The sequence below is a fragment of the Kitasatospora sp. NBC_00070 genome, assembly GCF_045041205.1.
Classification (GTDB): Bacteria; Actinomycetota; Actinomycetes; order Streptomycetales; family Streptomycetaceae; genus Kitasatospora.
Genome location: NZ_CP108248.1, coordinates 1 through 19,836, shown reverse-complemented (window position 1 = coordinate 19,836; position 19,836 = coordinate 1). Strand labels below are relative to the sequence as shown.

The window sequence follows — 19,836 nt, the reverse complement described above, 5'->3', positions numbered from 1 at the left end:
AGAGGCCCCGGACACGGCAGCCGCGCCACCACCTGAGCGCCAGGACCACCTCACGGTCCCCGGTGGTGCTCGCCGGTGCCCCCCGCGTCCGGCGCGGGCCGGCCCGCGCCCGCCGATGCCGGGTAGGAGGCCTGGGCCTGTTCCCGAGGGTGGTCGTGGTGCTCCGGCCCCGGGCTGTGGTGACGTCGGGCGGGACCTCTGCCGTGCCGGGTGGTGTTCGCGGTTCTGCCCCCACCCGGCCCGGGCTCGTCCGTCAGCCCACCTGTCCGTCCGTCCGCTCGTCCGTCCGTCCGCTCGTCCGGGTGGTGGGTGGTGGGTGTCTGGTGGTTGCGCGTTCGCCGGCGTGTGGTTCCTGGCGGGTGTGGCGGGGCGTTGGGTGTTTGCGGCCGTCCTCCGGGGGCGGCCGGGCCGGCTCGGGGCCCGAGGGTGGCAGTGCCCACGGCCGGGCTGGCATGCGTCCGGGCTGCCGTACAGCCCTGGGGGCCGCGGCCCGCCTGGCGCATGAACCGCCGCCGGCCGTCCGCGTCGGCCGTCCGCGCCGGCCACGATCGCGGTGCCGTGCACGTCCAGCTGTGCGCGTCCAGCCGGCCCGCCAGATCGGTGGCCTCGCGGGGTCCTACCTTCTCGCCGGGCCGCGCGCGTTCCTGTGCGGGGCGCGCTGGCACGCCAGCGGGGTACTGCCGCCGGGGCGCTGCGCTGGCCTTCTTTTCGCGTCCGCGTGTTCAGCACGCCGCCGGGGGCGGAGGCCGGCCGGCCTCCGCCCCCGGCGGCGTGGCGGCGGCGGTCCCTGAGGCCCGGCCGGCCGGCTTTCCGCGCTGATGGGGATCTCGGAAAACGGCCAGGGCTGCTCACGGTTCCCCAGTCCATCCGGTGTTCAACGGACTGGGGCGGCGAGCGTCGGGTGCACTGTCGGCCGGGGGCCGCCCGCTCCCTTGGGTGTGCGGGCCGTGCCGGCCGGTCAAGGGCGTCTTCGGCGGCGCTACGCGCTGGTCTCCGGCCACCCTGGACAGTCCGTCCCGCGCCTGGGCCTGGCTGGGCTATCGGGCGGCCCCTGCGGTTCGGCGCCCGTCCGCAGGTCAAGTGCCCTATGCCTGGGGAGAGCCGCTGAGCAGGTCTGGGCTCACCCCGAGCAGGGGGCGGCCGTTTTCAACGATCGCCATCCCGTTCATCCTCATGGGGCCGGAGCCGGTGTATCACTACCCGTCACCCGGTCCGGTGAGACCGCGGAAGGACCGGCGCGGCCCTCGTCATGGTCCGATGCGCTCTCGGGTCGGAGCGGCGGATCGGGCCGAGGGCCGCGCCGGTGTCCGGCGGACGCCGGGGTGGGTGACCTCGAGCGTTTTCAGTGAGCCTTTTGAGATCGCCCATCGGTCGGGTAACGGAGCCGAGGCCCCAGCCGGTGTGGCCGACCGCGTTCTCGTTGGTGGGGGTAGCTGTCAACGCCAGACGACGCCTCACCCTGCCGGGCAAGTGCTGAAAGGGAATCAGTGGGTCCACCGACCGGGTGACGGAGGCGAGGTTGCAACCGGCGCCCGCGAACGACGCTCGCGCTGGTCAGAACCTGTTTTCAGGCCCTCTTGGCCTGCGGTCCCGGTAGCCTCGTTTCAGGTGGGTTCTGGGCCAAGTTGACGACTATCACCTTGAGAACGATCAGGGCTGAGTCGGTCCGCCGGCCGACCCGCCGGCCCCTGGGGCCTGTTGGTCACGGACAACACCCCGCGCGCGCCATCCGCCCCAGCAGTTCCGTTCGCCGAACGGTCACTGTGACCGTTCGGCGAACGCTTCCACGAACTTCGCTTATCGGACATTGATGGGCTGACCTGCGACTTCGGTGATTGAAAACAGGTAGTCAGGGGTGCCCGCGAGCGACGCTTGCGCTGGTCAGGGGTGCCCGCGAGCGGCGGTCAATGCCTCACCCCGCCGGGCGGTACTTGAAGGAGCTCCGTGTACGGGGTTCCTCGGTCACCGCCGGGGGCCGAAGGTTCGGGTCAGAGCATGTTCGTGTAGATGTTCCAGCCCCTGCCGAACAGCACCCGGGCGGCGAAGGTCGCGGTGCCGGCGTTGCCCGTCGAGGAGTACCGGTACAGGTCGCCGTTCTTGGCGCGGGCGAGCACATCGCCCTTGCCGTCCCCGTCGATGTCACCCGGCGCGACCAGCATGTCGTAGACGTCCCAGCTGGTGGCGATCTGTTCCCGGGCGGCGAACGGCGCGGTGGACGTCCCCGTGCCCTTGAAGAGGAACAGCCGGCCGGAGGTGTCCCGGGCGAGCAGGTCGGGCCGTCCGTCGCCGGAGTAGTCGCCCGCGCCGACCAGCGCGTTGTAGGCGTTCCAGCCGCTGCCGACCTTGACGGGCGTGCCGAGCTTGGTGTCCACCGCCCCGTCACCGGGGTGCAGCCACAGGACTCCCGCCGGGTCGCGGCTGAGCAGGTCGCCCTTGCCGTCGCCGGTGAGGTCGCCGGGGCCGACCATCGCGTTGTAGTTCCACGTCGAGCTGACCTTCTTGCCGCGGATGTACAAGTCGCTGCCGGTGTTCTGCACGTAGCTGGCGTGGTTGTGGCTGTTGAGCGCGGTGGCGTACGTGTTGCGGGACCCCGGCGTCTCCTTGCCGGCCCCGGTCGGCGGCGTCAGGTAGGTGCCGTCGGCGAGGGCGTAGTACTTGGACAGGGCGCCGTCGGCCTGGGTCATGAGGTTCTGGGCCTTGCCGTAGAGCTGCGTGGTGCCGGCACCGACGATGAACTTGTTGTTCTCGTAGCCGCTGCCGAAGTACGCCGGTGCGGCGAAGTGCCCGCCGCCGGTCGACTTGAACCAGTACTCCACGCCGTCGCCGTCGCGGGCGAGCAGGTCGCCCAGGCCGTCGCCGTCGCCGTCGTCCGAGCCGGTGATCACGTTGTACGCGTTCCAGCCGGTGCCGACCTTGACCCGGGCCTTGAGCGGGGCGGTGGCACTGCCGGCCCCCTTGTGGAACCACAGCTCGCCGGTCAGGGTGCGGGTGAGAACATCGCCGAGGCCGTCGCCGTCGACGTCACTGGCGCCGACGATCTGGTCGTAGACCCCCCAGCCGGTGCCGACCTTGACCCGCGTGTTGAAGGGCTTGGTGACCGTACCTGTCCCCGTGTAGAGCCACAGGTCGCCGGCGAAGTCGCGGGCCAGCAGGTCGGGGTGGCGGTCTCCGGTGACGTCCCCGGTGGCGATGAGGCGGTTGTACTTCTGCCAGCCGCCGCCCGACCACAGGGGCGCCGACGTGGCGTTCAAGCCGGCCTCGTAGAGCGTCAGGACGCCGTCGAAGGAGAGGGAGAGCAGTTCCGGCTTGGTCGTGCCGCCGGCATCGCCCACCGGCAGCAGGTCCTTGAACGAGGCGTCGGGGTCGGTCTTGGCGATCGTGTAGTCGCTCCAGGCCTGGATCGACGACAGGTAGACGGCCGTGGCCTGGTCGTACTGCATGACGATCATGTCGCTGCGGCCGTCGCCGTCGACGTCGTGCCGCGGCTTGGCGGCGGCAGTCACCTGCTCGGACGGCCCGGACAGAGCGGGCAGGACGACGGCCGGGTACCCGCCGACGCCGCGCGGCGCGGAGCCGGGGTCCCACATCTGCGCGGAGTCGGTCACGGCCTGCGCCACGACGGAGCCGGGCGCGCGGTGCTGCGGGGCGGCCGTGCTCGGGGTGGCGGCAAGAACGCCGACAGCCAGAGCAAGGACGCCCCCGGCGGCCAGGGCCCTCAGGCGTCCGCGGTACGGTGCGGTCAAGATCCCCCCTCGGGATCGAACGTGTGGACCCACCCGGGCGCCTCGTGCCCCGCGACCGGGACACGCGTCGGCGCGTGAACGGTCCCCACTTCCTCCCCGCAGCGTACGGACCGATCCTGTGGATTCCTTGTGAAACCGCTCCCCTCCGCCTCCCCGGCGATACACCCTGACCGCCCCCACCCGCGCCAGCGGCGCGACGCGGTCGCACAGGTGGGCCTCAGCAACATGTCAGCCGCCCAGACGGCCAAGACGAGCCCAAAGCCCCGCGATCCGCAACGAGGCCGTCAACAGCCTCCTCAACACGTGCGGAACCCCGGCCATGGCCCGCAACCCCGGACCCGACCACCTCCCAGTTCTTCATCAACGTCACCGACAACAACGATCCCCGCTACCACCTCTCCCGGTACCGCGTGGCAGCCCCCGACGTGATGATCAGCGAGCGTCCCGCCGAGGTCGGGGACCGCGCGATCCCCGGACACTGGGAAGGCGATTGTGTGACACGAAGTTGCACGGTCTGTGTCCGTATGACCCGTCCCCGCCCTTGACGTGCGATGCCGGTAACGGCGTGGTGCGAAGCCCAGGGGAAAGCCCACTCACGGTCCAAACGGCCAACATCCCAGAGCAGTTGCGACAGTCACTGACCTGGGACTGGTGGAAGGGCCACCGCGCCGAACCGGTCGGCCCAGGTGTCGACGAGCTCCGGGCGGGCGAGGAGGGTGGCTCCCGGAAGCGTCTCCTCTGCGCGCAGGCGCAGTAGGGCGAGCGCGGCCAGCGCCGCGCTGAGCGCCACGCCCTCGGGGTCGTGGTGTGTGTGGGGCTATGCCATCGGTTCATCATGCCGGGGCATCCGCGGAACGGTCCGCGGATGCCCCGGATTCGGCCGCAAGGGAGACAGATGACGGGGTTCTGTCAGGCAGGCGAGCGGCTTCCGGGCTCAGGCCGGGATGAGGCGGTGCAGCGTCGCCGGCTTCACCAGGACGTCTTCCAGGGTCCGGACCGCCTGCTGGAAATGCGGGCTTTGGAAGTGCGCCTCCAGCGCGTCCTGATCCGCCCATTCCTCGACCGTCAGCCAGCGGGCCGGGTCGTTCGGATCCACGAACGCCGTGTAGGCGATGGCCCCGGGCTCCGCGAGCGAGGGACCGACAATCCCCTCCAGCGTGGAGCGCAGCAGGTGCTCCTTGTCGGGGGCGGCCCACATCTCGGCCATGACGCGCAGGCTCATGCTCTCTCGTTTCTGGTTGAACGGGTCGTAAGCGGCGGCGCTCATCGGCTGCGATCGCCGCTGTTGTCCCGGGCGTGGTCGAGCAGGAGCTGTCGGATCCGCTCCGCGGACTCGTGGGGGAGCCAGTGGCCGGCGCCTTCCAGGACTTCGAAGGAGTACGCCGCGTCGATGTACCCGGCGGTTCCCTCGGCGGCGAGCCGGCCGTACGCGCTGTCCGCGTTGCCCCACACGTACAGGGTGGGCACGGTGATGCGGTCGGCCGGGACTGAGAGGTCCTCGTCGATGGCCCGGTACCAGTTGAGGGTCGCGGTGAGGGCGCCCGGCTCCAGCAGGCGCCGGACGATCTCGTCCTGGAGGTACTCGGGCATCCGGCCCGCGTAGCCCTGGCGGATGCGTGCGCCGCCGTCAGCGCAGAGCGCGGCCTCGGGAATGCCGTTGCCCTGGCGCAGGAAGGGGACGTGGCCGAGCCTGTCGTGCTGGTCCTGGCCGGCTGCGAGCGCGTCCTGGAGGGCCAGGGGGTGCGGGGTGGAGAGGATGCCCAGGGAGATGACCCGCTCCGGGCGCGCGCTGGCCAGGGACCACGCCACCATCGCACCCCAGTCATGCGCGATCAGGTGGAAGCGTTCGGCACCCTGGGAGTCCGCGAAGCCGAGCGTGTCGGCCACCATGTTCCCGATCGCGTAGTCCTCGACCTCCGCGGGACGGGCGGCTGGGGAGTAGCCCCGCTGGTCGACCGCGATCGCGCGGAATCCCGCCTGAGCGAGGGAGTCGAGCTGGTCGTCCCAGATCACCGAGAACTCGGGAAACCCATGGAGCAGTACGACCAGCTCACCGTTCTCCGGCCCAGAAGCCACGGCGTCGAAGGTGTGACGGCCGACGTCGATCTTGATGCTTTCCAGCGGAGGACGCGTGTGTGAGCTGATTGCTCTCTCCGTTCGGATGTTCTTGCGACAGACCCCGTCCCGGTGGTTCCAGGTTGCGGACCGCACGGCATCCAGATAGTAGACAGATCCGTCTGTCTACATCAAGGTTGGATGAATCCTCTCCCAGGGAGAGCAACCGGCCCAGGCGGTCGGCCAGGTCGATGACCTTCCGGGCGAACCGGACAACGTCATGAGCGAGGTGTCGCACGTCGTCGGCACGGTGTCGCACGTGTGCGTACGGAAGCCGGCCGGTGGAGGGTTCACCGGGCGGTCGGACGGCTCAGCGGCGGTTCGAGGGCAGGCGGGTGCCGGGAGCGGTGCCGACGGCTCAGCCCGGCGGGGCCATGGCCAGCAGCCGGCCGCGTGTGCAGGACGGCGATCCGCGGCCAGAGTCCGTGGTGCTCGCCGCCCAGGCGGCGGGCGGCGGCCAGCGCGGCGGCGAGCGGGGCCCAGGCGGCGGAGGCGAGCGGGGTGGACCGGTCCAGCGTCGGAAGGGCCGACGGGTCGAGCGCCACGACGGCCTGGACGCCCACAGCCCACAGCTGGTGGGCCGAGCGCCTGGCACGCCGGAGCCAGCCGCGCACCGTGCCCTCCGGCGCACCGAGCTCGGCGGCGATCGGCCGGTGAGCGCGCCCGCGCGCCGCGCCCAGGAGGGCCCACGAAGCGGACCGTGCAGGCCCGGCCCGGCAGCAGGGCCGAGTCGAGCACGACGTGCGTGGCCTGGCAGGCGGTGCACCGGGCCCGGTCCGGACGCACGGTCAGCAGCCGGCCGCCGAGGTCGCGGACCGTCCGGCTCCGGGCCCGGCCCCAGGGCCGCAGCGCGCCGCCGCAGTCCGGGCAGCGCAGCAGCCGGCGGGCCAGCGCCCGCCGGGCCGCCGCCGCGCCCAGCACCTCGATCAACGTCCATCCCGTCAGGCTCCGGCCCGGCCACACCACCCAGGAAGGGGCAGCCGGTGTTGCACCCCCGCTTCCGACGACCCGTCAGCGCAAGCCGGACCACCGGGCCACGGCGACCGGCACCGCGCGACACCCCACGGTCCGCCACCCGCCGCCCACCTCGGCCTTCACCTTCATCGGCAAGGTGCCGCCCCAAACGAACCCCGAACCAGCCGAACCTCATCGGCACGCTCAACGCCCGATCCGCGCCCGCGACATCGGCATGGTGAGAGTCGCCCAACACGCTGACACCCCGCTGTACTCCGCCACTGGCCCACGTACGCGGTTTTCATCCGCCCTCGATGACGCCGGCCACCACGACCGGGGAGGCCGCGCGGCGTCCGCACGCCGCCACCGCCCACCCCCACCTCACCGCCGTCCTGGCCACCGCCCTGTTCAGCGCGGCATCAAACAGCCAGCTCGCCACCGCCCACTGCACCGACCTCACCACCCAAGCGGCCACCATCACCCTCCACGACCAAGGCGGGCCGCGCCACGGCCGCATGACCCACCCGGTGCCGCCATGGGCCCGGCCCCCACTGCCGGCCGCCGCCCATCAGCACGCCTTCGCCACCGCCAGCGACCCGCAGCCGCTTGTGCAGAGCCTTCGCGGTAAGGCCAGCATGGTCCGCCCGTTCATTCCCGCGTTGCGTATCCACTCTCTGCCGCTGGCCCCGCCTTCCGATCGGCACATCATCGTGGTCGAGGTGCCCCGCAGCCCGGAGGCGCCTCACCTGGTGCCTCTGGCGAAGGACCTGAAGGATTCCTGGGGCTACCCCCGGCGCCGGGGCAGTGACACGGACTGGCTGGGGGAGAGCGACCTGGAAGCCGCCTACGCTGCCCGGTTCGGACGGCGCCAGGCCGCGCAGGACAGGCTCGAGCAGCTGGCCGATCTGCTCTCGGCACGCCTTCAGCATCTCCCCAAGAGCATCTGGGTCACGGTCTGCGCGGCCTGCTCCGTGCCCTCGGGCCTCGACTCAGCTGACGCTGTCGACCCGCACCGGGTGGAGCCGAGCATGCAGGCTGCCCTCGGTGAACTCCCTGCCGGCGGCATGCTGCGCACCGTGTTCACGAACAACGCCCGCCCGCAGGTGGGCCTGCGCCGTGCAGTGGTCAGTACCGACACGCCATACCGTGGCCAGAGCCGACGGGGGCAGATCGAACTTCTGCATGACGGCTCTTTCGCGGGAGCGCTGAATGCGGCGCACGCACCGGTGCTCAATGGCATCCGGTATCTCGTCCAGAATCGCCTTGAGCTAGTGGTACGGGATCTGGTGACCGTTGCGGTCCTGCACGCCGTGCGCCGTCAGGGTAACGGGCTTCTGCAGGTGCAGGCTTCCTTCACCAGCCCCGGTGTCGGACACCTCGGCCATGTCCCATCCGTCTGCCTGACGCAGCAGCCCGACGGTGACCAGCCTGAGCCGCTCCCCGGCAGCATTGCGCTCGGCCATGTTGTTCCGGTAGCCAGTGAAGCGCCCCTTGCCGATCTGATGTCCTCCCCTCAGGTGAGGGAGCGGCTGATCAGGCAGCTTGCGGCTGATCTGGTGCACCAGTTCGCGGTGGCGTCGCTCGTCGAGCTGTAGCGTCCGGCTCACTTGTCGAGGCGGGGCACCCTGGCGGGTGCTGGTCTGGGTCATGGGGTGCGGTGGTGGATCCACGCGTGTAGGGGGTCGTCGTGGGACGGGTCCAGGCGGGGGAGTCCGAGCCGGGTGGCGGTGTGGCGCAGGAACGCGGTGTGGGTGCGTGGGCGGGTGCTGGTGTGGCCGCCGGGGACGGCCAGGACGCGGTGCTGGTGGAGGGCGTGGGCGAGGGTGACGGTCTCGGGATAGGTGACGATGTCCCGGGCCAGGAGCGCCCAGGAGCTTCGGGTTGGTGCCAGTTCGGGGTTGGCCCGCTCCAGGACGGTGGCGCGCCGACGCCATCTGGGGGCCGCGTGTTGCTGGTGGTCGTACCAGCGGGTGGTGATGCTCTGGGCCCAGCCCCGCAGCCCCTCCGGGCTCACGCCCAGCTCCCGGGCGATCTCCGTGACATTCCGATGCGGCGAGGACCGGACGAGCGCGATCGCGTCCCGCTTGAACTCCGCCGTGTACCGCTTGCTCATGCCGCTCGTGCCGCGCACTCTCTGGGCTGCTTCCTCCGGGACCAACCGTCCCAGTATCAGGCTGTCCAGTTCAGTGGGGGAACTTCAGGGCCTGTCGGCCGGGCCCGGGCCAGCCTTGCGTGGGCGTGGGCGTGGGCGTGGGCGTGGGGGCGGGTGCCGGCGGCGCGCGTGGTGGTTCCGGGGCCGTGCGGTGTGTGCCTGTCGCTGGTGGCGCGTCTAGGCCTGCGGCCGAGTGGGTCGGCGTCGCCCGTTGCCGCTTCTCCTGGGTCTTCTCCGATGACCTGCGGGGCGGCGGTGGTGGCCCGCCGCCATGCGCGGCCCGGCCGGCTCGGGCCGGGCGTCCTCGAACGCCGTCGGCTCGGGTGGCTGCGCCCAGTCGACGTGGCGTGGGGCTCCAGCCATCGCTGCCTGGTCACCGCGCAGGTTGTGCTGCGGGGTGGCCGGCCATGCCGGGCGCCACCAGGGGCCCCCTCTCCTGGTGCCGGCCCAGCCCGCTGCTGCTGCCGCTGCTGCCGCTGCCGCTGCCGCTGCCGCTGCCGCTGCTGCCGCTGCCGCTGCCGCCGCTGCCGCTGCTGCCGCTGCCGCCGCTGCCGCCGCTGCCGCCGCTGCCGCCGCTGCCGCCGCTGCCGCCGCTGCCGCCGCTGCCGCCGCTGCCGCGTCCGCTGCCGCTGCTGCTGCTGCCGCCGCCGCTGCCGCCGCTGCTGCGCCCGCTGCTGCCGCGTCCGCTGCGCCCGCCGCTCCACCCGCTGCTGCGCCCGCCGTTGCCGCCGCTGCTGCGCCCGCTGCTGCCGCGTCCGCTGCGCCCGCCGCTCCACCCGCTGCTGCGCCCGCCGTTGCCGCTGCCGCTGCTGCCGCTGCTGCCGCTGCTGCCGCGTCCGCTGCGCCCGCCGCTCCACCCGCTGCTGCGCCCGCCGTTGCCGCTGCCGCTGCTGCCGCTGCTGCCGCTGCTGCCGCGTCCGCTGCCGCCGCTGCTGCCGCTGCTGCCGCGTCCGCTGCCGCCGCCGCTGCGCCCGCCGCGTCCGCTGCCGCCGCCGCTGCGCCCGCCGCGTCCGCTGCCGCCGCCGCTGCGCCCGCCGCGTCCGCTGCCGCCGCCGCTGCGCCCGCCGCGTCCGCTGCCGCCGCCGCTGCGCCCGCCGCGTCCGCTGCCGCCGCCGCTGCGCCCGCCGCGTCCGCTGCCGCCGCCGCTGCGCCCGCCGCGTCCGCTGCCGCCGCCGCTGCGCCCGCCGCGTCCGCTGCCGCCGCCGCTGCGCCCGCCGCGTCCGCTGCCGCCGCCGCTGCGCCCGCCGCGTCCGCTGCCGCCGCCGCTGCGCCCGCCGCGTCCGCTGCCGCCGCCGCTGCGCCCGCCGCGTCCGCTGCCGCCGCCGCTGCGCCCGCCGCGTCCGCTGCCGCCGCCGCTGCGCCCGCCGCGTCCGCTGCCGCCGCCGCTGCGCCCGCCGCGTCCGCTGCCGCCGCCGCTGCGCCCGCCGCGTCCGCTGCCGCCGCTGCTGCCGCTGCTGCCGCGGACGCTGCCGCCGCCGCTGCGCCCGCCGCGTCCGCTGCCGCCGCCGCTGCGCCCGCCGCGTCCGCTGCCGCCGCCGCTGCGCCCGCCGCGTCCGCTGCCGCGTCCGCTGCCGCGTCCGCTGCCGCCGCCGCTGCGCCCGCCGCTGCCGCCGCCGCTGCCGCTGCGCCCGCCGCTGCCGCTGCGCCCGCCGTTGCCGCGTCCGCTGCTGCCGCTGCTGCTGCCGCTGCCGCTGTGTCCGCCGCTCCACCCGCTGCTGCTGCCGCTGCCGCGTCCGCCGGCCGTCCGGTGCGTTCGCCGGCCGTCCGGTGGGTTGGTGGGTTGGTGGGTTGGGTGGTGTCGCGGGGGTGGGGGCTGTGTTTTGGGGTGTCTGGGTGGGTGTGGTTGGTTTCGGGGTGTGGGTGGGGGTGTGGCAGGGCCCCCGGTGGGGGTGTCCGGGGGCTTGGGGTGGGGGTTGGTGGGTGTTGTTGTCTGGGTGTGGGTGGCTATGTTGTCGTGGGGGTGGGGGTGGGGTTGGTTTACCAGTTGTGCCAGATGTCGGTGCCGTTGGTGACGTTGGTGTAGAAGACGAGTCGGCCGTTGCCGTTGTTGGCGGGCTGGAAGTTCAGGACGGGGTTGGTGAGGTCGGTGCGGGTGGTGTTGGAGCTCCAGAGGGTGGTGCCGCCGGTGACGAGGCCGGTGGTGGTGTTGACGTTGGTGGAGTTGTTGATGACGGCCCGGCCGTTGGGCTGGTCGATGATGAGCTTGTAGCCCTGGCCGTCGTGGCCTGAGGTGTTGCTGGCCCACAGGGCGGTGAAGTTGCCGTTGGTGGTGTTGACCTGGTAGTCGACGAGGTTGCCGTCGTACTGCATGACGAGGTGGTAGCCGCCGTTGATGGAGACGGCCTGGTTCGGCTCGAGGGCGATGCCCTTGTAGAGGCGTTCACCGATGAGGGTCTTCCAGCGGTTGCCGCTGGCGTTGTTGATGTTGAGGTTGCCGTCGGTGGCGAGGGTGAGGGTGGAGCTGGTGCCGCCGGGGTTGGCGGACTTCCAGATCAGGTCCCCGTTGGGCTTGTGGACCTCGAGGACACCGTCGGCGGTGAATTCGGCGTAGGCCCTGGCGGTGTTGGTGCCGGAGGCCCAGACGGGCTGCCAGGCGGAGTTGTAGGTGACGAGGTTGCCGTCGCCCTGCATGGCCAGGTGGTAGGTGTCGTTGCCGCCTCCGTCCTTGATGGTGTAGGTGTCACCGTTGTTGAGGCGCTTGCTGTTGGCCCAGGTGAAAGACGTGATGTGGGGGATGGTGTAGCGGATCTCGACCTTGCCGTCGCCGCTGTTGAGGCCGGAGGTGTTGGTGGCGCTGCCGGAGAGGGCGATGCCGCCGGGGGCCTCGGGGGTGCCGGCTTGGCTGGTCCCGCCGTCACCGCCGTAGCCGGCCAGGCCGCCCCTGCCGCCCAGGTAGCCGCCGCCGCCGCCGCCCGCGTAGCCGTCTTCTGACGGACTGTTGTCGCCGGCGCCTCCGTCAGGGGTGGTGGTCTGCGCGCCGTCGGTCCTGCCTCCGTCGAGGCCGTTGTGCCACGCGTTGCCGCCTCCACCGCCTCCGCCGGCCGTGATCAGGCGGTGCTGGGGGGCGCTGCCGTTCTCGGTGACCCGTACGTCCGAGGCGCCGCCACCACCACCGCTTGTAGCGCCGGCGTTGGGGTAGCGGCCGGCCGCGCCGCCGTTCCAGCCGCCAGCGTTGGTTCCGCCCTTGCCACCGACATTGACCTGCAGGTAGCGGCCGCTGTCGGAGCCATTGGACGCCAAGGTGAAGACGGCCGCCTCCTTGCCGCCCTTGCCACCGACACCGCCGCCACCGTTGGAATCGCCGCCACTGGCGCCGTAAGCGGTGATTTCGACGTTGGTGACTCCCTGGGTGATGATCGGTGTGTGGTTTTCATTGGGGGGTCGGCGTTGTTTTTCACTGGTGGGGGATGGTGTGTTGTGGCTGGTGGTCAGCTGTTTTGAGGGGGGTGTGTGGTGAAGGGTGGGGCCGGGGTTGCGGTGAAGTGTTCCGCTGTATCACGGTGAAAAGCTGACGCCGATCGTTATCACGATGCCTGGGCGTTGCGTCTGGGAGCGGGGCACCGCCTGGTCGAACGGGTTTGTCTGCCCGCCTTGTGCAAGGCAGTGAAAGATGGGGGGTGAACGCCTCGGGTCGAAGCCTGGGTCGTGGCCTGGGTCGTGGCCAGGGGCGGGATGGCCGCCCGGGGTTGGGCATGGGGTGAAACACCCCGGTGGTGTTCTGCCTTCGATCGGGTGTTGTCGCGCGGCGTGTCGGTATCGCGCCGTGCCGCGGTGGACAGCCTGACCCGCGACAAGGCCCGGTGCGATGGTGTGGGGCGCCGACCGGAACGGGGGAGTGGCGGTGTCCGAGCCGGTGGACCGGTCCGCGGCCGTGGCCCGGTTGATGGACCTGGACAGTCGGGGTGAGTTGACGACCGCTCATGTACGGCTGATCGCCTCGTCTCTCGGGGTAACCGTGCGGGCGGTGTGGTACTGGGTGGCCGCCGCGCGCGGGGAGGGCCGCCTCGTACCGCGCTCCCGCGCGAGAGCGAGCGTCACCCCGCAGATCCGGCGTCTGCTGGCTCTGTGGGGAGGCAACGTCTCGGCCGTTCACCGCGAACTGGCGGCCCGTGCGGCGGACGATCCCGAGGCCGGGCCAATGCTGTCGCTGTCGGCCCTGCACCGTGCCGTGGCGCGGGAGTTGTCGGCGGGGGAGCGGGCGGGTCTGCGGGGTGGGGAGGCGGCCCGCCGGGCTCATGACGTGTTCGGGAAGCGGCCGGCCACGTGGAGGAACGCCTGCTGGGAGGGTGACCACAAGCGCGTGCCGGTGCAGGTCGATGTCGAGGGGGAGCTGGCGTGTCCGTGGATCACCTGGTTCATCGACTGCGCCACCAAGTCCATCCTCGGCCTCGCGGTGACCGCGCACGCCCCCTCCAGGGACGCGGTACTGGCCGCGCTGCGTACCTCGATCACCCGCACCGAACCCTTCGGCCCCGCCGGCGGCCTGCCCGCCCTGGTGCGCGTGGACCGCGGCAAGGAGTTCCTGTGCACCACGGTGACCGCCGCGCTCGGAGCCCTCGCTGTCCCCGTGCACGACCTGCCCGCCTACAGCCCGCACTTGAAGGGCACCGTGGAGGCGCTGAACGACGCGGTCGAGGAGATGTTCCTCGTCTCCCTGCCGCGCTACACCCACCGCCAGAAACTCACCAGCGGCCGGACCGCCGATCCGCACGCGCCGCCGCTGACGTTCGCGACGTTCGTCCAACTGCTGCTGGACTGGGTGCGCTGGTGGAACACCGAGCACCACCCGGCGGCTCTGAAGGGCCTCACCCCGCTCCAGACATGGAACGCGGACCCGACGCCGCTGCGCGACGTCCCGGCCGAGCACCTCGCGTTCTTCGCCCTGGAGGACGACGGCCGCACCCGCACGATCACCACGAACGGCATCTCCTGGCGCAGCCGCCCCTACATCGCCGCGTGGATGGTCGGCCGCACCGATACGAAGGTCCGCCTGCGCCACCTCCCGCACCACGACAGCGAGATCGAGGTGTTCGACGCTACCGGCGGCCACCACCTCGGCACGGCCCATCTCGCCGAGCAGGCGAGCCCGGAACAGGTCCGCGCCCTGAAAGCGGCCCGCACCGCAGCCGCCCGCCGCCTGCGCGCGGACCTGAAGGCCGCCGAGAAGCTGCGCCGCCAGCGGTTCGCCGCCGTCACCACCGCGGCCTCACCCCAGCCGCTCGGCACCCTCACCGCCGCCGAGGCCCAGGCCGAGCTCGAAGCGACCGACAGCAGGGACCTCCGCGCCCTGGCCCTGCCCGGACTGATCCCGCACACCCCGCTGCCCGACGACTGGGTCCCGCCCCACAACACCCCCACCCCCACCCCCACCCCCACCCCCACCCCCACCCCCACCCCCACCCCCACCCCCACCCCCACCCCCACCCCCACCCCCACCCCCACCCCTGTGTCCGCCTCTGCCGCCGCCGCCCCTGTGTCCGTCTCTGCCGCCGCCTCTGCCGCCGCCCCCGCCCCTGTGTCCGCCATCGTGTCCGCGTCGGACCTCGGCCAAGACCCAGTCCCCGCATACGAGACCTGCGGTGAGGACACCACCGCCCCCGGGGCGGTGCCGCCCTGAACAGCCCCGCGGCAGGGCGGTTCTCCGTCAGGTGGCACTCACCGGGCGGCACACCCACCGCTCTCCGCCGCTGACGACCCCGATGCCGGTCCTCGACGCTGACCCGGCTCGTGGCCGGCCACCCCGGCCGGGGCCTTGCCCGCATGTCACGGACGACCAGGCCCATCCACCCCGCACCCCACCCGTCCGCACCCCGCACCCCGCACCCCGCAGCCCCGAGCCCGCAGGAGCCCCCGATACCCATGACCACCACACCGTCGGCGCTGCGCCCAGGGATGCTGCCGCCGCAGCGCGCGGACCACTATCTGAACCTGCCCGGGGCGCGGATCGTGGCGACGGAGGCGTTGCGCACCACGCGTGACAACATCGCCGCCACCCTCGACGCCCGCGCGATGATGGTCCTGGCCGGGGCGGCGGGCAACGGCAAATCGTTCTCCGTGAACGCCGCGCTGCGCCACCTCGCACCGGGCAACACCTACCGGGTGGCGTTCCGGGCCCGCCCGACCCCGCGTGACATCCGCCACGAGCTGTTCCGCGCCCTGGCCCTGCCCGGGGAACCACCAGCACGTCCCATCGAGTTCGACGCGGTCCTCAAGGACGCCCTCGCCCGTTCCTTCCATGTCCTGGTGTGTGACGAGGCACAGTGGCTGTCCCGGGAGTGCTTCGAGTACTGGCGCTACTTGTGGGACGAGCCGACCACCGACATCGCGGTGGTCTTCGCCGGGGGTGACGGCTGCGCGAAGGTGCTGCGCCGGGAGCCGATGCTCGCCTCGCGAGTGTTCATCTGGCAGCAGGCCCTGCCGCTGACCCTGCCCGAGGTCCTGGCGACAGTCCCGGCATTCCACCCGTTGTGGGAGGGCGTCGAGCCGGATCTGATCGCGTTGGTGGACAAGCAAGCCGCGCACGGCAACTTCCGGGCCTGGGCGCGTATCACCAAGCACGCCGCCGACGGCCTGGCCGCCCAGGGCCGCACCCGTGTCGATGAGCAGTTGCTGCGCCAGGTCTACGGCAGGCTCGGCGCCGGCACATGAGCACCCAACCCCGCCCCACCTCTGCCACCGCACCCCCGGTACACCCCACCCGCCCCGCTGACCCGGCCCGCCCTGCCGATGCCGGCCGCACCGTCCCTCCCGCGGACACCGCCCCCGCACCCGGTACGGCCGGCCCCCGCCGCGCCACGCGGGTGCCGCCCGCCGCACCAGGCACCCGCCCGCTGCCGCCACTGACCCTGGCCCTGGACCCGGCGGACACCCCGGCCTGCACACGTACGGCGCTGGCCGCCCACGACCCCGCCCGCGGCCAGGCCACCGTCCATCCCACCCCGGGCACCGCCCACACCGCCGACCTCGCCCACGACGTGATGGCCGCCCTCGGCAAACCCGACGCCGCGCCCAGCCCCTGGACCACCCGCCCCACCCTCACCTGGGCGGCCGCAGCGGCCCACGCCCGCGCCATGCGCCTTGGCCACCTCATCGTGCTGCGCGCCCACCTGCTGACCCCCGCCCGCCTGCACCAGCTCCTGCTCTTCCAACAGCGCACCGGAGCGCACCTGACCCTGGTGTGCCACCGCGCGCCGACCCCGGCCCTCACCCGCGCCCTCGCACACGTCGGCCACAGCGTCACCCACGGCCTGCCCCCCTACGCCCACCCGCCACACCCACCCCGCGCCGCCACCACCGTCGGCGCGGGCACACTCCCGCCCCGCCCGGCCACCCCCACCTGGCTGACCCTGCCCGCCCTGACCCGGCTGGCCTGGCCCCACACCCCACCCCCTGCGACTGCTCCCCGCCGCCACCCCACCCCGACCACACGCCCTTCCCCACCCCACCCGGCCGCCTCGAAGAAACCCTCACCCGCCTGGCCCGCCTCTCCCACCCCACCCACGCCGCAGCCCTGGCCACCGCCCTGTTCACCGGCGCCCCCTACGCCCACCTGAGCACCCTCACCCCGCCCCACTGCCACCCCACCCGCCCCACCCTGCACCTGCACAAACCCGCCCACCACCACACCCCGGCACGCTGCGCCGCCCACCCCATCCCCGCCTGGGCCCGCCCCTTCCTCCACACCGCCACCCTCTACCACCACTACCTCACCCGCACCCCAACCTCCCCGTTCACCAGCTGGCGCACCGAACCCGCCACCGACCTGGCCGACCTCCTGCACACCGCCGAACACTGCCGGCTGCGCCCACCCCAGGACCCGTGGGGCCGCCCCGGCGGCCGCTTCCGCCTCCACTTCCCCCAAGCCCTGCCCGACGGCCCCGAGTGGACGATCGGGGTGTGGCTGGACAACCTCCCACCCGACCTGCAGACGGCCGCCCTGCGCTGACACACCCCCAAGCCACAACCCAGCCCACGGGCACACCCACGACCCACCACCACCGACCTCCAAGACCGACCGCCCCGCCCCGACCGCGCCTCCGCCCCGCCGGACCGGGCCGTGTCCCGTAAAGACCGGACAGACCCGGCCCGCCTGCCGGACGATTCGGTGATCTGGCCGACCGCGCCCGCCACTGCGCCGCTGCCACGCTGTGGGGCGCGTTCTGGCGCCCCCGTCCCGCGCAGCCCGCTGCGCCCGTCCCGCGCAGCCCGCTGCGCCCGTCCCGCGCAGCCCGCTGCGCCCGTCCCGCGCAGCCCGCTGCGCCCGTCCCGCGCAGCCCGCTGCGCCCGTCCCGCGCAGCCCGCTGCGCCCCCGTCCCGCGCAGCCCGCTGCGCCCCGTCCCGCGCAGCCCGCTGCGCCCCCGTCCCGCGCAGCCCGCTGCGCCCGTCCCGCGCAGCCCGCTGCGCCCCTGTCCCCGCGCAGCCCGCTGCGCCCCTGTCCCCGCGCAGCCCGCTGCCCCTGTCCCGCGCAGCCCGCTGCGCCCCTGTCCCGCGCAGCCCGCTGCGCCCGTCCCGCGCAGCCCGCTGCGCCCCTGTCCCGCGCAGCCCGCTGCGCCCCTGTCCCGCGCAGCCCGCTGCGCCCCTGTCCCGCGCAGCCCGCTGCGCCCCTGTCCCGCGCAGCCCGCTGCGCCCCTGTCCCGGTCTGCGTTTTCTGTGCCGTTGGGGCGGTGGTGTTGTCGTGCGGTGCGGGGTGGTGGGTGTTCGGGGTGGGTGTGGGGGTGCCCGGTTGCTGTCCTGGGGGGGAGGGGGACGGGAACCGGGGGGATTTGGGGGGTTGTCTGTTTTCTGGGTGATGGTGGCGGGGCCTGTGTGTGGGGGGTGGTGCTGGGTGTGGGTCAGGCCCCCTGGATGGTGGTCCGGGGGGCCTGGGGTGGTGGGGTGTGGGGGTGTTAGCGGGTCCAGGTGGCCTGGTTGCTGGTGTTGTAGGCGACGAGGTTGCCGTCGCCTTGGAGGGCGAGGCGGTTGGCGGTGCCGAGGTTGGCGTTCCAGCCGCCGGTCGCGTTGACGGTGAAGTTGCCGTTGGTGTTGAAGGTGGCGGTGGGGGTGCTGCCGCCCCAGGAGCCGGTGGCCCAGGGGGCGCTGGCCCAGTTGCCGGTGTAGAGGACGAGGTTGCCGTCGCCCTGCATGCTGAGGCGGTAGCCGTTGCCGTGGTTGACGTCGCCGGTGGTGACGACGCCGCCGGTGGCGAGGGTGTCGCCGCGCAGGAGGACGTCACCGGCCCAGGTGATCTTGCCGTTGGTGTCGGTGGTGCGGATGTAGCCGGAGTCGACCCGCAGCTTGTCGCCGGCGGCGCCCTCGGAGTGCCAGATCTCGGTGTTGCCGTTCTTGATCCTCAGGACGCCGTCGGTGCCGAAGGAGGCGACGGCACCGTTGTTGCCCCAGGTGCCGCTGGTCCACAGGAGCGAGCCCTGGGTGCCGTCGTTGTTGACCTTGTAGGCGAGGAGGTTGCCGTCGCCCTGCATGACCAGGCTGCCCATGTGGTCGAGGGACCCGAAGTTGTACGCGGTGCCGGCGGCGAGGGTGGTGTTCTTCGCGATGCCGGCGGCCTTGTGGTTGGAGAGGTTGCTCAGGGTGTACTGGGCGGTCACGTTGACGTACGCGTCGCCGTCGTTGACGCTGTAGTCGTCGACGTTGGCTCCAGGGGTGTTGTTGGCGATCCGGACGGCATAGCCCGACTCGTTGCCGATGTGGTTCGTGCCGCCGATGCCGCCGCTGTAGCCGTCCTTGCCGCCTCGGCCGCCGATCCATCCGCCGCCGCCGCCGCCGCCCGAGTCGCCGCCCGCGTTGTAGCTCGAGTTGCGGATGCTGTAACCGTCGCCGCCGGCGCGGCCCCTGTCAGCGACGCGGTTGCTGTCGTTGTCGTTGCCCTCGCCGCCGGCGCGGCCGTTGCCCCAGCCGTCCTCCCAGCCGACACCGCCGCCGCCACCGGCGGCCATGAAGGTGGTGCCGTTGATCGAGACGAACGCCCCGTCACCACCATCGCCACCGTAGTAATTCATGAGTGTGGACAGGCCACCGCGAGCGCCTCCCCAATTGCCGAGGTCCACCTGGCTGCCACCGGTGATGTCGTAGGTGGCCTGGACCCGGCCGCCCTTGCCGACGTGGCCTTGGTTGGGCATACCGATGTATCCACCGGTGCTGCCATGCTCCCCGCGTACGTCGATGATGATCTTCGAGACGACGGTGTTCTCCGGAACGGTGAAGCTGTCGTTATTGGTCGCGCCATTGAGGAATGTCACGGTGGGACAGGTGACGACGTTGCCTACGACGCTTGTGGGTGTCGCATTCTTCGGGCACAAGGTAGTGGTGGCACTGGCAGAGGACGGAGCCAAGAGGGCTGCCCCGGAAAAGGCGATCGCGCCGGTGAGGAGGGTGGCGAGGGTGCGCTTACCTCGTCGGTGTCCCGCTCCGCCGCTGGTCTCGGGGTTGAAGCCGGGTGCCTCGGCGGCCGGGGTCTGGGTGGTGGATGCGGTGGGCCAGAGGTTGATTGCCATGGTGTGCTCCTGGTGTTCTGGCTCTGGTTTGTGCCGGAGCCCGATGGTGTGGTTTCTTCTCTCTGGCCTTCTCCCCTGGCCAGGTCTCCAACTGTGCCGCAGGTCACGTCCTAAACGGCGGATAAAGGCCAGTAATTGCGCGGAAAGGCAGCGCGTCCGCGCTATCGGGAAATGCCTTCACGGGGGCATCCGGGCGGGCATCCGTGAGATTTCCCTCACTAGGTGAAGCTATTTCCGGTAAATGCCAGCTGCTGTTTTCCGCAGCGTATTCGTCCGGGTCCGCGGGGTGGTGTTTCCTCCCCGGTCGGGGCGGTGTGTGTTGGGGTGTTGGTGACGGTCGGGTAACCGTGGCGGTCTGGGGGTGTGGCGGGTGTGGGGTGTG

At 72.7% G+C, this 19,836-nt stretch carries 12 protein-coding genes and 2 pseudogenes; 6 read left to right on the top strand and 8 right to left on the bottom strand.

All coding sequences use genetic code 11. The annotated features are described in order from the left end of the window. Nucleotides 1-1,988: 1,988 nt before the first annotated feature. Entirely contained in the window at nt 1,989-3,743 is a 1,755-nt protein-coding gene (locus OHV05_RS35185; protein WP_331729879.1) for a VCBS repeat-containing protein, read from the bottom strand. A gap of 625 nt (nt 3,744-4,368) precedes the next feature. Between OHV05_RS35185 and OHV05_RS35180 the strand changes: the two genes are divergently transcribed. Continuing rightward, nucleotides 4,369-4,500 carry a hypothetical protein gene (locus OHV05_RS35180; RefSeq protein ID WP_405021610.1) on the top strand — a complete coding sequence of 44 codons (132 nt, stop codon included), beginning with the start codon at nt 4,369-4,371 and terminating at the stop codon, nt 4,498-4,500. Nucleotides 4,501-4,677: 177 nt separating this feature from the next. On the opposite strand, the gene OHV05_RS35175 is transcribed toward OHV05_RS35180, so the two are convergent. The 4 genes and pseudogenes from OHV05_RS35175 to OHV05_RS35160 all read right to left on the bottom strand — a co-directional run. Beyond that, nucleotides 4,678-5,010, bottom strand: coding sequence for a putative quinol monooxygenase (locus tag OHV05_RS35175; RefSeq protein ID WP_331729873.1), 333 nt, complete (start codon nt 5,008-5,010; stop codon nt 4,678-4,680). Continuing rightward, nucleotides 5,007-5,819, bottom strand: a complete 813-nt coding sequence (locus OHV05_RS35170; protein WP_405021609.1) for an alpha/beta fold hydrolase — start codon at nt 5,817-5,819, stop codon at nt 5,007-5,009. Before OHV05_RS35170 ends, OHV05_RS35175 begins: the two co-directional genes overlap by 4 nt. A 329-nt stretch (nt 5,820-6,148) precedes the next feature. Then, on the bottom strand, nt 6,149-6,472 hold the full coding sequence (locus OHV05_RS35165) for a hypothetical protein (RefSeq protein ID WP_331729868.1): 324 nt from the start codon (nt 6,470-6,472) through the stop codon (nt 6,149-6,151). Nucleotides 6,473-6,578: 106 nt separating this feature from the next. Then, nucleotides 6,579-6,779 (bottom strand): annotated as a pseudogene (locus tag OHV05_RS35160) (DUF6431 domain-containing protein); the annotation flags it as partial. 347 nt (nt 6,780-7,126) lie between these two features. Here OHV05_RS35160 and OHV05_RS35155 point away from each other — a divergent pair. Continuing rightward, nucleotides 7,127-8,407 carry a hypothetical protein gene (locus tag OHV05_RS35155; RefSeq protein ID WP_331729865.1) on the top strand — a complete coding sequence of 427 codons (1,281 nt, stop codon included), beginning with the start codon at nt 7,127-7,129 and terminating at the stop codon, nt 8,405-8,407. Between the two features lie 50 nt (nt 8,408-8,457). Here the strand turns inward: OHV05_RS35155 and OHV05_RS35150 are convergent, their stop codons facing one another. After that, nucleotides 8,458-8,925 (bottom strand): transposase, encoded by a 468-nt coding sequence (locus OHV05_RS35150; protein ID WP_331729863.1) that lies wholly within the window; start codon nt 8,923-8,925, stop codon nt 8,458-8,460. Nucleotides 8,926-9,371: 446 nt separating this feature from the next. Between OHV05_RS35150 and OHV05_RS35145 the strand changes: the two genes are divergently transcribed. After that, on the top strand, nt 9,372-10,976 hold the full coding sequence (locus OHV05_RS35145; protein WP_331729860.1) for a hypothetical protein: 1,605 nt from the start codon (nt 9,372-9,374) through the stop codon (nt 10,974-10,976). On the opposite strand, the gene OHV05_RS35140 is transcribed toward OHV05_RS35145, so the two are convergent. Further along, nucleotides 10,942-12,204: a hypothetical protein gene (locus OHV05_RS35140; protein ID WP_331729858.1), complete on the bottom strand. Its 1,263-nt coding sequence runs from the start codon at nt 12,202-12,204 to the stop codon at nt 10,942-10,944. The genes OHV05_RS35145 and OHV05_RS35140 overlap by 35 nt on opposite strands. Nucleotides 12,205-12,835: 631 nt before the next feature. Here OHV05_RS35140 and OHV05_RS35135 point away from each other — a divergent pair. The 3 genes and pseudogenes from OHV05_RS35135 to OHV05_RS35125 form a co-directional block, all read left to right on the top strand. After that, nucleotides 12,836-14,332: pseudogene (locus tag OHV05_RS35135) on the top strand (Mu transposase C-terminal domain-containing protein); the annotation flags it as partial. 491 nt (nt 14,333-14,823) lie between these two features. Beyond that, the gene (locus tag OHV05_RS35130; protein ID WP_331729857.1) at nt 14,824-15,612 is read left to right on the top strand and encodes an ATP-binding protein; all 789 of its coding nucleotides are present in this window, start codon (nt 14,824-14,826) and stop codon (nt 15,610-15,612) included. Beyond that, on the top strand, nt 15,609-16,517 hold the full coding sequence (locus OHV05_RS35125) for a hypothetical protein (RefSeq protein WP_331729855.1): 909 nt from the start codon (nt 15,609-15,611) through the stop codon (nt 16,515-16,517). The genes OHV05_RS35130 and OHV05_RS35125 overlap by 4 nt, the downstream gene beginning before the upstream one ends. 1,332 nt (nt 16,518-17,849) lie before the next feature. On the opposite strand, the gene OHV05_RS35120 is transcribed toward OHV05_RS35125, so the two are convergent. Continuing rightward, the gene (locus tag OHV05_RS35120; protein WP_405021608.1) at nt 17,850-19,199 is read right to left on the bottom strand and encodes a hypothetical protein; all 1,350 of its coding nucleotides are present in this window, start codon (nt 19,197-19,199) and stop codon (nt 17,850-17,852) included. Nucleotides 19,200-19,836: the final 637 nt, after the last annotated feature.

What these genes read in the sequence shown, in the direction of transcription:
- OHV05_RS35150 (WP_331729863.1), bottom strand. Translation starts at nt 8,925, where the DNA reads ATGAGCAAGCGGTACACGGCGGAGTTCAAGCGGGACGCGATCGCGCTC.
- OHV05_RS35125 (WP_331729855.1), top strand. Translation starts at nt 15,609, where the DNA reads ATGAGCACCCAACCCCGCCCCACCTCTGCCACCGCACCCCCGGTACAC.
- OHV05_RS35155 (WP_331729865.1), top strand. Translation starts at nt 7,127, where the DNA reads ATGACGCCGGCCACCACGACCGGGGAGGCCGCGCGGCGTCCGCACGCC.
- OHV05_RS35130 (WP_331729857.1), top strand. Translation starts at nt 14,824, where the DNA reads ATGACCACCACACCGTCGGCGCTGCGCCCAGGGATGCTGCCGCCGCAG.
- OHV05_RS35145 (WP_331729860.1), top strand. Translation starts at nt 9,372, where the DNA reads ATGCCGGGCGCCACCAGGGGCCCCCTCTCCTGGTGCCGGCCCAGCCCG.
- OHV05_RS35175 (WP_331729873.1), bottom strand. Translation starts at nt 5,010, where the DNA reads ATGAGCGCCGCCGCTTACGACCCGTTCAACCAGAAACGAGAGAGCATG.